Source organism: Amycolatopsis sp. NPDC004079 (assembly GCF_040610415.1).
In the GTDB taxonomy this organism is placed as follows: Bacteria; Actinomycetota; Actinomycetes; order Mycobacteriales; family Pseudonocardiaceae; genus Amycolatopsis; species Amycolatopsis halotolerans.
Genome location: NZ_JBEXMH010000021.1, coordinates 17,901 through 29,861, shown reverse-complemented (window position 1 = coordinate 29,861; position 11,961 = coordinate 17,901). Strand labels below are relative to the sequence as shown.

General features: G+C 67.5%; 11 protein-coding genes. 6 read left to right on the top strand and 5 right to left on the bottom strand.

All coding sequences use genetic code 11. The annotated features are described in order from the left end of the window. The first annotated feature begins 37 nt into the window (after nt 1-37). Complete coding sequence (locus tag ABZX37_RS22295) at nt 38-742, top strand: SDR family NAD(P)-dependent oxidoreductase (protein WP_354742331.1); 705 nt, start codon at nt 38-40, stop codon at nt 740-742. A 5-nt stretch (nt 743-747) separates the two neighbouring features. Here ABZX37_RS22295 and ABZX37_RS22290 read toward each other — a convergent pair whose 3' ends face one another. Continuing rightward, a complete protein-coding gene (locus tag ABZX37_RS22290) occupies nt 748-2,001 on the bottom strand; it encodes a primosomal protein (protein ID WP_354742329.1) in 1,254 nt (417 codons plus the stop codon). 152 nt (nt 2,002-2,153) lie between these two features. Here ABZX37_RS22290 and ABZX37_RS22285 point away from each other — a divergent pair, with 152 nt between their 5' ends. After that, entirely contained in the window at nt 2,154-4,658 is a 2,505-nt protein-coding gene (locus tag ABZX37_RS22285; RefSeq protein ID WP_354742327.1) for a DUF3516 domain-containing protein, read from the top strand. Between the two features lie 36 nt (nt 4,659-4,694). Here the strand turns inward: ABZX37_RS22285 and ABZX37_RS22280 are convergent, their stop codons facing one another. From ABZX37_RS22280 to ABZX37_RS22270, 3 genes are read right to left on the bottom strand one after another with little or no spacing between them, the layout of a single operon-like run. Further along, nucleotides 4,695-5,318, bottom strand: a complete 624-nt coding sequence (locus ABZX37_RS22280; RefSeq protein WP_354742325.1) for a hypothetical protein — start codon at nt 5,316-5,318, stop codon at nt 4,695-4,697. 6 nt (nt 5,319-5,324) lie between these two features. Beyond that, nucleotides 5,325-6,479 carry an FAD-dependent monooxygenase gene (locus ABZX37_RS22275; RefSeq protein WP_354742323.1) on the bottom strand — a complete coding sequence of 385 codons (1,155 nt, stop codon included), beginning with the start codon at nt 6,477-6,479 and terminating at the stop codon, nt 5,325-5,327. Nucleotides 6,480-6,500: 21 nt separating this feature from the next. Next, nucleotides 6,501-7,082 carry an NAD(P)-binding domain-containing protein gene (locus ABZX37_RS22270; protein ID WP_354742321.1) on the bottom strand — a complete coding sequence of 194 codons (582 nt, stop codon included), beginning with the start codon at nt 7,080-7,082 and terminating at the stop codon, nt 6,501-6,503. A gap of 73 nt (nt 7,083-7,155) precedes the next feature. Between ABZX37_RS22270 and ABZX37_RS22265 the strand changes: the two genes are divergently transcribed. Continuing rightward, on the top strand, nt 7,156-7,473 hold the full coding sequence (locus ABZX37_RS22265; protein ID WP_354742319.1) for a helix-turn-helix domain-containing protein: 318 nt from the start codon (nt 7,156-7,158) through the stop codon (nt 7,471-7,473). A 32-nt stretch (nt 7,474-7,505) separates the two neighbouring features. On the opposite strand, the gene ABZX37_RS22260 is transcribed toward ABZX37_RS22265, so the two are convergent. Beyond that, nucleotides 7,506-8,435 carry a sugar-binding domain-containing protein gene (locus tag ABZX37_RS22260; RefSeq protein WP_354742507.1) on the bottom strand — a complete coding sequence of 310 codons (930 nt, stop codon included), beginning with the start codon at nt 8,433-8,435 and terminating at the stop codon, nt 7,506-7,508. 185 nt (nt 8,436-8,620) lie between these two features. Here ABZX37_RS22260 and ABZX37_RS22255 point away from each other — a divergent pair, with 185 nt between their 5' ends. Genes ABZX37_RS22255 through ABZX37_RS22245 form a run of 3 tightly spaced genes read left to right on the top strand, consistent with a single transcriptional unit; the run spans nt 8,621 to nt 11,890 of the window. Beyond that, nucleotides 8,621-9,628: a zinc-dependent alcohol dehydrogenase family protein gene (locus ABZX37_RS22255; protein ID WP_354742317.1), complete on the top strand. Its 1,008-nt coding sequence runs from the start codon at nt 8,621-8,623 to the stop codon at nt 9,626-9,628. After that, nucleotides 9,615-10,961 carry a sugar ABC transporter substrate-binding protein gene (locus ABZX37_RS22250; RefSeq protein ID WP_354742505.1) on the top strand — a complete coding sequence of 449 codons (1,347 nt, stop codon included), beginning with the start codon at nt 9,615-9,617 and terminating at the stop codon, nt 10,959-10,961. Before ABZX37_RS22255 ends, ABZX37_RS22250 begins: the two co-directional genes overlap by 14 nt. Beyond that, entirely contained in the window at nt 10,958-11,890 is a 933-nt protein-coding gene (locus tag ABZX37_RS22245; protein ID WP_354742315.1) for a sugar ABC transporter permease, read from the top strand. Before ABZX37_RS22250 ends, ABZX37_RS22245 begins: the two co-directional genes overlap by 4 nt. Nucleotides 11,891-11,961 lie beyond the last annotated feature (71 nt).

Below are 11,961 nucleotides of genomic sequence, written 5' to 3'. Positions count from 1 at the left end.
AGGGTGACCTCGAGTTAATCCTGGGGAAGGACAAGCCATGACCACTCGCCCGACCGCTGTCGTGCTCGGAGCCGGACCCGGCCTCGGAATGTCGATGGCACACCGGTTCGCCGACGAGGGTTACCACGTCGCCCTCGTTTCGCGTACCGCTGAGCGGCACCCGGCCTACCTGGCCGAACTCGACAACGCGGAAGCGTTCGTCGGCGACGTCCGCGACGGCATCGGGACGACGCTCGACGAAATCACCGAGCGGTTCGGGATCATTGACGTCGTCTACTACGGTCCGGCCGCGATCGAACCGGACAGCATTCCCACGGACATCACCGAAGCGACCGCGGACGCCGTCCAGAAAGCGATGAGCTGGGTGTATCCGGCGGTCGAGGTCGTCGGCAAGCTGCTGCCGGGAATGCTGGAGCGCGGCAGCGGCGGATTCCTGTTCGCCGGCGGGCTCAGCGCGGTGCGGCCGATGCCCGCGCTCGGCGCGCTGGCGGTGTCGTCAGCGGCGTTGCGGAACTACGCGCGGACCCTGCACGAGGGGCTGGCCGGGACCGGGGTGTACGCGGGCAGCCTCATCATCGGCGGTCTGATCGAACGCGGCGACATTCACCGGATGGTCGTCGGGCAGCCGGAAAAATACGGCGACGCCGGCGGCCACACCCTGGATCCGGATGCGATCGCCGGCGTCGCCTGGAAGATGTTCTCCGCCGGTGACTCGGCCGAGAGCGTGTTCGACGCCCTCTAAAAGGTTCAGACCACCGTGAGGCGGTTTTCGAAGTCCTCCACCAGCTTGCGCCACGCGCTCTGCTCGGTGTCGAACGGAGCGCTCGGCTCGAGCCGGCTCGGGTCCGGCCGCAGCACGAAGGACACCAGCCAGCCGAGGCTTTCGTTGGCCGCCAGCGCGGTTTCGACGGTGTCGTCGCCGGCCCATTCGGCGGCGTCGGTGATCAGCTCGACAGCCAGCTCGAGCTGGGTCGGGTCGATCGACTCCGGGCCCTCGGCGATGTCGTCGTCGAGGCCGGGGAACACGTAGGTGTTGTCGGTGTCGACCTCCACCTCGAGCTCGTCGGCCGCCGCCTTCTCGCGGACCTCGTCCCAAGTGGACACGCCGGCGATGTCGGTGTCGGCCAGTTCGTCGCCGGCCTTGATCGCCTTGAGCAGCGCCTTCGGCGAGCTGAACACGTCGATCTCGCCGTCGTTGCCGAGGAACACCGGCTTGTCGTCGAGGTAGCAGCGCAGCGTGTAGTACTCCGCGCCGGAGGTGACGATCTTGATCGGGTCGATGCCGACCTCGCCCCAGAAGCCGACCGGCTCGTCCTCGGCGTCCTCGTCCTCGCCGTCGACGGCCTCGAGGTCTTCCGGCCCGCCGTCCTCCTCGCCGGCTTCCGCCTCAGCGGACTCCTCGTGGAAGGCGGCCAGCTCTTCGGCGGTCTGCTCCAGCACCGCGGCGTCGACGTCCGGCACGGTCACCAGGTTGTCGATCGCGTCGAGCACGGTGTCCCACTTCTCGGAGACGGCCTTCGACAGGTCGTTCCACAGCGCTTCGCCCTCGCGCCCGGTGAACGGCAGCCGGCCCTGCTCCAGCAGCGAGAAGCCCTCGTAGGCGTCGAGCACCTCGTGCACCTCGTCGAGCTCGCACACGTCGGCGAGCGAACGCACGATGCCGACGATCTCGGCCAGTTCGCCGATCGTCCACGAGTCCGGCTCCTCGGCGACCAGTTCGGGCACGCCGACGAGGTCGTAGGAGTGGTCGTCGTCGGGGATCAGCTCGGGCACGTTCAGCGCGGGCACCGCGTCCCACGCCGGGTGGTCGAGCAGGTCGTGCTGCTCGGCCGTGCGCACGAAGGCGGCCAGGTGCGCGGCGTCCGGGAAGGCGTACAGGTCGTCCTCGTCGCCGAGGAACGCTTCCCACTCCTCGCCGTCCTCCCGCCAACGGGGGGCCCAGAGGGTGACCACGTCGCCCTGCGGCAGCCCGAGTTCGATCGGGATGATGTCCTGTGCCATTGCCGAATCCTCCGCGAGTACCGCCCGTGTGCGCGCCCGCCTGTCCGTCCCCTCCGGCAGCGCGCGGTACCGGAAGCCTACGGGTTAGGGCAAGCACCCGCGATCTCCCCTGCACCCGCGGCGGGGGACGGGATGGCACGATGGTCGACACAATGACTCTCACCGACCTCCTGCCAGCGGATCCCGACGCAGATGCCCTGTTCGAAGCCTTCACGACGTGGACGGCCGAACGGGGGATCGAGCTGTACCCCGCGCAGGAGGAGGCGGTGATCGAGGTCGTCTCCGGGGCCAACGTGATCCTGTCGACGCCGACCGGCTCCGGCAAAAGCCTCGTGGCGGTCGGCGCGCACTTCACCGCGCTCGCACACGGCAAACGCAGTTTTTACACCGCGCCGATCAAGGCGCTCGTGTCGGAGAAGTTCTTCCAGCTCATCGAGATCTTCGGGGCTGAGCAGGTCGGCATGATGACCGGCGATTCGAGTGTCAACGCGGACGCCCCGATCATCTGCTGCACCGCGGAAATCTTGGCGAACATCGCGTTGCGCGACGGTGCCGACGCCCCGGTCGGCCAGGTCGTCGCGGACGAGTTCCACTTCTATTCGGAACCGGACCGCGGCTGGGCGTGGCAGGTCCCGCTGATCGAGCTGCCGAACGCGCAGTTCGTGCTCATGTCGGCCACCCTCGGCGACGTCTCGTTCTTCGAAAAGGACCTGACCCGGCGGACCGGACGGCCGACCGCGGTGGTCACGTCGGCGCAGCGGCCGGTGCCGCTCACCTTCCGGTACGCGCTCACGCCGCTGCACGAGACGATGTCCGAGCTGCTCAACGGCGGCCAGGCGCCGGTGTATGTCGTGCATTTCTCGCAGGCCGCGGCCATCGAGCGGGCGCAGACGCTGATGAGCATCAACGTCACCACCAAGGCGGAGAAGGAGGCGATCGCCGACCTGCTCGGCGACTTCCGGTTCTCCGCCGGATTCGGCAAGACGCTCTCGCGGCTCGTGCGGCACGGCATCGGCGTGCACCACGCGGGCATGCTGCCGAAGTACCGGCGGCTGGTCGAAACGCTGGCGCAGTCCGGGCTGCTGAAGGTGATCTGCGGGACGGACACCCTCGGCGTCGGCATCAACGTGCCGATCCGGACGGTGGTGTTCTCGGCGCTGACGAAGTACGACGGCGTGCGGCAGCGGCATTTGAAGGCGCGCGAGTTCCACCAGATCGCCGGACGCGCGGGCCGGGCCGGTTACGACACTGACGGTTATGTCGTCGTGCAGGCCCCGGATCACGTGGTGGAGAACGCGAAAGCGCTGGAGAAGGCGGGCGACGACCCGAAGAAGAAAAAGAAGATCGTCCGGAAGAAAGCGCCGGAGGGCTTCGTCAACTGGACCGAGAGCACATTCGACCGGCTGATCGCGGCCGATCCGGAACCGCTCACGTCCAGCTTCCGGGTCAGCCACTCGATGCTGCTGAACGTGATTTCGCGCCCCGGCAACGCTTTCGACGCGATGCGGCATCTGCTGGAGGACAACCATTCGGACCGTCCGACGCAGCGGAAGCTGATCCTGCGGGCGATCGAGATCTACCGCTCACTGCTGGCCGCCGGCGTCGTGGAACGGCTGCCCGAGCCAGATGCCGAGGGGCGCATTGTCCGCCTGACGGTGGATCTGCAGTTCGATTTCGCTTTGAATCAGCCGCTTTCGCCGTTCGCGCTGGCCGCGGTGGAATTGCTCGACATGGAGTCGCCGTCGTACGCCTTGGATGTTGTGTCCATTGTGGAATCCACTGTGGACAACCCGCGGCCGGTGCTGTCGCAGCAGCAGTTCAAGGCGCGTGGCGAAGCCGTGCAGGCGATGAAGGCCGACGGGATCGAGTACGACGAGCGGATGGAGCTTCTCGAGTCCGTCACGTACCCGAAACCGTTGGAGGAGCTGCTTAACGCGGCTTATCAGTCTTATCGCGCCGGGCATCCGTGGGTGGCGGATTACGAGCTGTCGCCGAAGTCGGTGGTGCGCGATATGTACGAGCGCGCGATGAACTTCGTGGAATACGTGGGCTTCTATCAGCTCGCGCGTTCTGAGGGTTTGGTGCTGCGCTACCTCGCCGACACTTACGACGCGTTGCGGCACACCGTGCCGGACGAGGCGAAGACCGAATCGTTGCAGGACCTCATCGAATGGCTCGGCGAATTGGTGCGCCAGGTCGACTCGAGCCTGCTGGACGAATGGGAAGCGCTGCGGCATCCGGACGAGGAGGGCCCGGTTTCGCACCGCCCGCCCGCCGAACCGCCCGCGGTCACGCGCAACGAGCGGGCGTTCCGGGTACTGGTGCGCAACGAATTGTTCCGCCGGGTGGAGCTGGCTTCGCGCCGGGCTTACGACACCCTGGGCTCGCTGGACTCCGGCTCCGGCTGGGACTCCGGCGCGTGGGAAGACGCGATCGAGGACTACTTCGACGAGCACGATTCGCTCGGGATCGGCCCGGACGCGCGTGGCCCGGCTCTGCTGCTGATCGAGCAGGAGCCGGATCTGTGGCGGGTGCGGCAGATCTTCGACGATCCGGCCGGGGACCATGACTGGGGGATCAGCGCGGAGGTCGATTTGCGTGCTTCGGACGAGGTGGGCACTGCTGTGGTCCGGGTCGTGGATGTGAATCAGCTCTGAGGGTTCGCGCCCGGACCGTCGGCCGCTGGTGAGCATTCAGTGCTTCCGCCGACTGCTCGTGACTCGGGATTCGATGTCCTGGACGAGAAGATGCGGGAGGTCGAACACCGCGTCAGCACCCGCCGTGCGGGCGGCGTCGGCGGCGCTGGAACTGGCGTTCGCGGTGTAGACCACGACCGGAATCCGGTTGCCTGCGGCCCGGAGTTCCTGGATGAACCGGGTGCCTGCCTCGGGATCGTCGTCGCGTCCGAGGTTGGTGACGACCGCGGCGAAATCCATCCGGCTGAGGTAAATGCGCGCGGCCGCGCTGGTGGTCGCCACGGTGACGAGCTTTCCGAGGCGCTCGAGTGCGAGGGTTTCGTAGACGTTGTTGCCCGGGTGGTCGTCGATCCAGAGCACCCGGGCCAGCGCGCTCGTCGCCCCCGGTTCGGGAAGTGCGGCCGGGGAGCTTTGCGCGGACTTGGTCTTCTCTGCCTCGCGGATGTCTTCCTGTGCCTGCGCCGTGTTTTGCGGGGACAAGGACAGGTCCATCTTGAAGATTTCGGCCAGGGAGAGCTTGAGAGTGCTCGGCCGGGTGCCCTTCTGTCCTCGCCACAGCAGCACCAGAACACCGACCACTACGAGTACGCCGAGGATCAGGATGACAGTGTTCGTGTCCATTGCCGGTTACTCCTGCTCGCTAGGGTTCAGGCGTGGCGGTTGCCACCGGGTGTAGCGCAGCATCGACCGGGCCATCACCGACGTCGGCATGGCCCGGAACATCAGATTCCGCACCGCGATCCCGACCGGGTTCGTCAGCTGCTGGCCCATCCGGCCGGTGCGTCGGGCGGCGAGGGCGACGGCTTGGCTGCGCGGGCGGCGTTCGGCGTCGTATCGGGTGAGCGCGGTGTCGATGTCGGCGGACGAGAGCGCGGCCGCCAGTGCCACCGCGTCTTCCAATGCCTGGCAGGCACCCTGCCCGAGGTTCGGTTGCATAGCGTGTGCGGCATCGCCGAGAAAGGCAACGCGACCGGCCACATAGGACGGCAACGGCGTAACCAGCTCGTACACATCGTGGTGCAGAACAGCTTCCGGTTCGGTCGCGTCGAGCAACGCGGTGATCGGCTCGTGCCAGGAACCGAAGCGGCGGCGCATTTCGGCCAGCGGATCCGGATACCGGGTGCCCGGCGGAACAGTCAACACTGCGTGCCATTCCGCTCGACCGTCCGCCAGGACGATGTGGCCGAACTCCACTCCTCGGCCCCAGGTGAGGTTGAAGTCCGAAGAGGACAGTCCGATCGGTTCGGCGGTAATGGCCCGAACCACTGAAGATCCACTGTAGACAGACCCGGGATGCGAGGGAAAGAAGTGCTTGCGCAGTCGGCTGTTGACGCCGTCGGCGGCGATAACCACGTCCGCTTCGTGGCGGCCGGACGTGGTGAGCACAGTGTTGCCCTCGACGGCGGTGACCTCATCTCGCACCGCCGGCGAGGGCAGCAGCGACCGCAACAACCGATGCAGTTCGTACCGTGCGATGCCGACGATCGGGGTTCCGGCGACGCGTTCGAGTTCGGCTCCGTCCATGCGGGCCAGCCAGGTGCCGCGGGGGTCGCGGGTGCTCACCGTGCGCTGGAAGCGGCCGGCGGCGCGGAGTGCGTCGCCGGCTCCTAAAGCGTCCAGGGCTCGAACTCCGTTGGCGGCCAGGGAAATGCCGGAACCGGCGTCGTCCAGTTCGCCGGGCAGGCGTTCGAGGACCGTGGCCTGCCAGCCGGCTCGGGACAAGCCGATCGCTGCGGCCAGGCCGCCGATTCCCCCGCCGACAATGATCGCTGATCCGCCCATAGGCGACCAGGATAGGCCCGATCAGCTCCCCATGAGCATGGAACGCGCGTCCAAGCCGTCGAACCACAGGCCGATCGCCAGCCCGGCGGCGGCTTCCAGCAGGGCGGCTCGCTCCAGGCCGCCAGCGGGCAGGGGAGTGCAACCCAAGTCCTGGACCAGCTCCGTTGCCACGGCGACGGCGTCCGGGGCGCCGCACAGCGGGACGCCGAGCGGACGGCCTTCGAACAGCGGCGGAGTCATGCGCCAGACGTCCACGTGGGCGAGGTTGAACGCCTTCACCACCGACGCGCCCGGGGCGTATTCGGCGATCCGGGCGGCCACCGGTTCGCCGGTCGCGCCGGGGGTATTGGTGCAATCGATGAGGACTTTGCCAGCCAGGTCGAGCGGGGTGAGCAGGGCTTCGAGGGCGGTGGTCGGGACGGCCAGCAGGATGGCGTCCGCTCGGGCGGCGGCGTCGGCCCAGTCCGCGACCTCGGTGCCGAGTTCGGTTGCCAAGGCTGCGGCAGCGGCGGGGGAACGGCCGGAAACGGTCAGGTCGTGCCGGGTCCATTGGCCGCCGAGGGCGGACGCCATTCCGCCGGTGCCGAAGAGGGCGATGCGCATGGGAAGGTCTCCTGTCGTCGCGTGGTTGTACGGAAGCGACGTTATGGACCAGGGCAGGAACCGAAAGGTAACTATGGAGTTCATGGCCGATTGCCGCACCCGGCTCGCGTTCGACCTCGTGGCCAACACCTGGCATCCAGTCGTGTTGTGGGCGTTGAGGAACGGCCCGCTGCGGCACGGTGAGCTCCGCACGCGCATCGGCGGGATCAGCGCGAAGGTGCTCACCGAGGCGGTGCGCAGGCTGGAACGCGACGGGCTCGTCGAGCGTGCGGCAGGGGCGTATCAGCTGACTGAGCTGGGGGTGAGTTTCCTCGGGCCGATCGAGGGGTTCGGAAGGTGGGCGGAGGAGTACGGGGATCGGGTGGTGGAGGCGCAGACTCGGGTGTCGTGAGTGGCGGCGCCGGTTAGAACCGGCGCTGGCGCTCACGAGGGCAACGGCCTGGCCCGCGCCAGCTCCAGCAGCGGTACGGCGGCCGCGGCGTCGGTGACCAGCGTCGACACCAGTCCGGATCGCAACACAGCGTCCACGGCCTCGGCTTTCGGGCGGCTGTAACCGATCGCGATCACCTCGGGCACTGAGCTCAGCTCCTCGTGGCTGATCGCCAGCACGTGGTGCGCGAGCCCGGTGCCGAGCGAATTCCCGTCCGCGTCGAACAGCCGCGCGGCGACCTCGGCGGTCGCGCCCCGGGCGGCGATGGCGGCGCGTTCGGCCTCGTCCAGCGCGTCGTACACAGTGGACTCCCCGGCCTCCCACGAACCGATACTCACCACGGCCTTGGTGAGTTTTCCGAACTGTGCGAACGTTTCCGCGATGCCCGGCTGGTGCCGCAGGATCTCGGTGGTCCGCCGGTCAGGCAGGACGAGCGGGCCGAAGATCGGGTACGAATCGCCGCCGGACACCGACGTCACCCGGCTGACCGTCTCCACTGAGCGGCCGCGCATGTCCATCCCGGCCTGCACCCCGCACAGCTGCACGATCGGGCAGCGCGGCAGGGTCCGGATCGCCTCGGTCATCGCGTTGACCGACCGCGCCCAGGACAGCCCGATGACGTCGTCCGGCGTCGCGATCTCCTCCAGCAGCCGGGCGGCCAGCGCGCCGACCTGCTTGCGGACGATCTCGCGCGGCTCCGTCTCGGATGCTCGTTCGAGCACGAGGACGCGGTCCAGCCGGTAGGCGCGGCGGATGTCGTCGGACAGTTCGACGTCGATCGGCGCGGGCAGGTCGAACTCGATCCGCACCAGCCCGGACTCGAGTGCCGCGTCCAGCATCCGCGCGACCTTGAACCGGCTCATGCCGAACTCGTCGGCGATCTCCAGCTTCGAGGCGCCCTGCACGTAAAACCGCCTGGCCATGGTCGCCAGCAGCAGCGTTTCGGTCAGCGGCGGTGGCCCCTTTTTCCTGCTCACATGAGCAGGATAGCGCAAAAATGAGCTTTGCCGGTTGACGGATCTGCAGGCAGGAGCCTGTAATGCCTACGCATGTTACCTACGGCATAAGTCAAAATCGCTCAAATGAGCATCTTGGAAGGTGATGACGCATGCGCGCCGCGATCGTGGACCGGCCCGGGGAGATCCGGGTCGGCGAGGTTCCCGATCCGAAGCCCGGGGAGCGCCAGGTCGTCGTGAAGGTGGGTGCCTGCGGGATCTGCGGCACGGACCTGCACATCGCCGACGGGCATTTCCCGCCGACCCCGTATCCCATCGTCCCCGGGCACGAGTTCTCCGGGGAGATCGTCGAACTCGGCGCGGACGTGCCCGCCGAGTGGAAGGTCGGCGACCGGGTCGCGGTCGACCCGTCGATCTACTGCGGATACTGCACCCCGTGCCGGTCCGGGCACGGCAACCTCTGCGCGAACTGGAACGCCACCGGCGACACGGTCAACGGCGCCTTCGCCGAGTACGTCGCGGTGCCCGCCGACACCTGCTACCGGATGCCCGACTCGATGACCTGGGAGCAGGGCGCGCTGGTCGAACCCGTTTCCTGCGCGGTGCACGGCGTGCGCCGGATCGGCGTGGAAGCGGGCGAGCGCTTCCTCGTCGTCGGCGCGGGCACAATGGGCCTGATCATGCAGCAGCTTCTGCTCCGCGCGGGCGCGCACGTGACGATGGTCGACCGCAACGCCGCACGGCTGCCGCGGGCGACTGATCTCGGTGCGGCCGCGGTGGCTTCCGATGTGTCCGAATTGGACGATAAACGCTTCGACGCCGCCGTGGACTGCACTGGCGCGGCACCTGCCATCGAGGCCGCGTTCAACGCGCTGCACCGCGGCGGCCGGTTGCTCGTGTTCGGCGTCGCCCCGGCTGAGGCACGCGTCGCACTTTCGCCGTTCCGCATCTACAACGACGAAATCACCATCGTCGGTTCGATGGCCGTGCTGAACAGCTACGGCAACGCGCTCGACCTCGTCGCGAACGGCTACATCGACACCGAAGCGCTGATCACCGACACCCTTCCGCTCGAGCAGTACCCCGAGGCGCTGGCGAAGATGCGCAGCGGGTCCGGCCTCAAGATCCAGGTGCTGCCCGGAGGTGGTGGCGGTGCGTAAACTCCTGTGCCTCCTTGCCGCGACAGCGTTGTTAGTGACGGGATGCGCCGGAGCCGGGGCGCTCGGCACCGGCGGGCGGACACTGGTCGTCGCGATCGTGTCCAATCCGCAGATGAAGGACGCCATCTCGCTCAAGGGCGAGTTCGAGCAGGCCAACCCCGGGATCAAGCTGAAGTTCGTCTCCCTGCCGGAAAACGAGGCGAGGGCGAAGATCACCGCGTCCACCGCCACCCAGGGCGGCGAGTTCGACGTGGTGATGATCAGCAATTACGAGGCTCCGCAATGGGCGGCCAACGGCTGGCTGGAGAACCTCGAACCGCACATGAAGGCGACGCCGGGCTACGACGAGGCCGACTTCATCCCGAGCATCCGGCAGTCGCTGTCGTATGAGAACCAGATGTACGCGGTGCCGTTCTACGGCGAATCGTCCTTTGTGGTCTATCGCAAGGACCTGTTCCAGAAGGCCGGGCTGGACATGCCGGCGCACCCGACGTGGCAGCAGATCGCCGGTTTCGCCGCGAAACTCGACGACAAGCAGGCCGGGATCGCGGGAATCTGCTTGCGCGGCAAGCCGGGCTGGGGCGAGAGCCTCGCGCCGTTCACCACGATGGCGAACACCTTCGGCGGGCAATGGTTCGACAAGGACTGGAACGCGAAGCTGACCAGCCCGGAGTTCACCCAGGCGGCGAACTTCTACGTCAACCTGCTGCGCGACCACGGCGAGGTCGGCGCCTCCAGCGCCGGGTTCACCGAATGCGGCACGAAGTACGCGCAGGGCAACGCCGCGATGTGGTACGACGCCACGTCGATGACCGGCACCACGGAAGACCCGAAGAGCAGCCACGTCAGCGGCAAGAACGGGTACGTCGCCGCGCCGGTGGAGAAGACGCAGGCGAGCGGCTGGCTCTACACCTGGTCGCTGGGCATTCCGAAGGTCGGCAAGAACAAGGACGACGCCTGGAAGTTCATGGCGTGGATGACGAACAAGGAATACGCGAAGAAGATCGGGCAGACCTACGGCTGGAACCGGGTGCCGCCGGGCACGCGCAAGTCCACCTATGAGATCCCGCAGTACAAGGAAGCCGCGAAAGCCTACGCACAGCCCACTTTGGACGGCATCGCGGCGGCCAACCAGCAGAAGACGATGGTGAATCCGGTGCCGTACCCGGGCATCCAGTTCGTCGGGATCCCGGAGTTCCAGGACCTCGGCACCCGGGTGAGCCAGCAGCTGTCCGCCGCGATCGCCGGTCAGACCTCCGTCGCCGACGCGCTCGCGCAATCGCAGAAATACGCGGAATCCGTCGGAAAGTCCTATCAGGAGGTGCAGCGATGAGCACCCTCTCCGTCCCCGCCGGAACCGCGCCGTCGACCGCGAAGCCCGCTGCGAAGAAAGTGACCGGTTCGACCGGGAAACGGCGGCTTCCGCTGCTGCCCGCGTTGATCTTCGTGATCGCGGTGACGCAGATTCCGTTCCTGCTCACCTTGTTCTACTCGTTCCAGTCGTGGAACCTGGTGCGCCCGGGCTCGCGGCACTTCGTCGGTTTCCGCAACTACGTCGACGTCTTCACCGACACGACGTTCCTCGGCGCGCTGCTGAACACGGTGGTGCTGACCGTGGTCTGCGTGTTCCTTTCGCTGCTGCTCGGACTCGGGCTCGCGGTGCTGCTCGACCGGAAGTTCTTCGGCCGCGGCTTCGTCCGCACGCTGCTGATCACGCCGTTCCTGATCCTCCCGGCAGCGGGTGCGCTGTTGTGGAAGACGACGGTGTTCGACCCGAGTTTCGGGTTGCTGCACTTCGTGTTCGGCACGGACACCGACTGGCTTTCGCAGTTCCCGATGGCCGCGGTGATGGCGCAGATCATCTGGCAGTGGACGCCGTTCATGACGCTGCTGATCCTCGCCGGGCTGCAAAGCCAGTCGAAGGAGGTGCTGGAGGCGGCGTCGGTGGACGGCGCGAGCCGCTGGCGCACCTTCGTGTCGATCACGCTGCCGCACCTGTCGCGCTTCCTGCAATTGGCCACGCTGCTCGGCGCGATCTACATCGTGAACAGCTTCGACGCGATTTTCCTGATGACGCAAGGCGGTCCGGGCACGGCCAGCACGAACCTGCCGTTCTACATCTACCAGCGCGCGTTCGAGGGCTTCGACATCGGCCAGTCGTCCGCGATGGGCGTCGTCGTGGTCATCCTGACGATGATCGTCGCGACGTTCGCGCTGCGGCTGATGTTCCGCGCGTTCTCCGTGGACGGAGGAGTCAAGTGAGCACCGCAACCGCCACCGCCTCGCCCGCCGCCACCGACACCGCGCCGCCGCCGCGGCGCAAGACCAAACGC

Coding starts and splice junctions, on each gene's coding strand:
- ABZX37_RS22275 (WP_354742323.1), bottom strand. CDS start 6,479: ATGGGCGGATCAGCGATCATTGTCGGCGGGGGAATCGGCGGCCTGGCC.
- ABZX37_RS22295 (WP_354742331.1), top strand. CDS start 38: ATGACCACTCGCCCGACCGCTGTCGTGCTCGGAGCCGGACCCGGCCTC.
- ABZX37_RS22245 (WP_354742315.1), top strand. CDS start 10,958: ATGAGCACCCTCTCCGTCCCCGCCGGAACCGCGCCGTCGACCGCGAAG.
- ABZX37_RS22265 (WP_354742319.1), top strand. CDS start 7,156: ATGGAGTTCATGGCCGATTGCCGCACCCGGCTCGCGTTCGACCTCGTG.
- ABZX37_RS22290 (WP_354742329.1), bottom strand. CDS start 2,001: ATGGCACAGGACATCATCCCGATCGAACTCGGGCTGCCGCAGGGCGAC.
- ABZX37_RS22260 (WP_354742507.1), bottom strand. CDS start 8,435: ATGGCCAGGCGGTTTTACGTGCAGGGCGCCTCGAAGCTGGAGATCGCC.
- ABZX37_RS22280 (WP_354742325.1), bottom strand. CDS start 5,318: ATGGACACGAACACTGTCATCCTGATCCTCGGCGTACTCGTAGTGGTC.
- ABZX37_RS22255 (WP_354742317.1), top strand. CDS start 8,621: ATGCGCGCCGCGATCGTGGACCGGCCCGGGGAGATCCGGGTCGGCGAG.
- ABZX37_RS22285 (WP_354742327.1), top strand. CDS start 2,154: ATGACTCTCACCGACCTCCTGCCAGCGGATCCCGACGCAGATGCCCTG.
- ABZX37_RS22270 (WP_354742321.1), bottom strand. CDS start 7,082: ATGCGCATCGCCCTCTTCGGCACCGGCGGAATGGCGTCCGCCCTCGGC.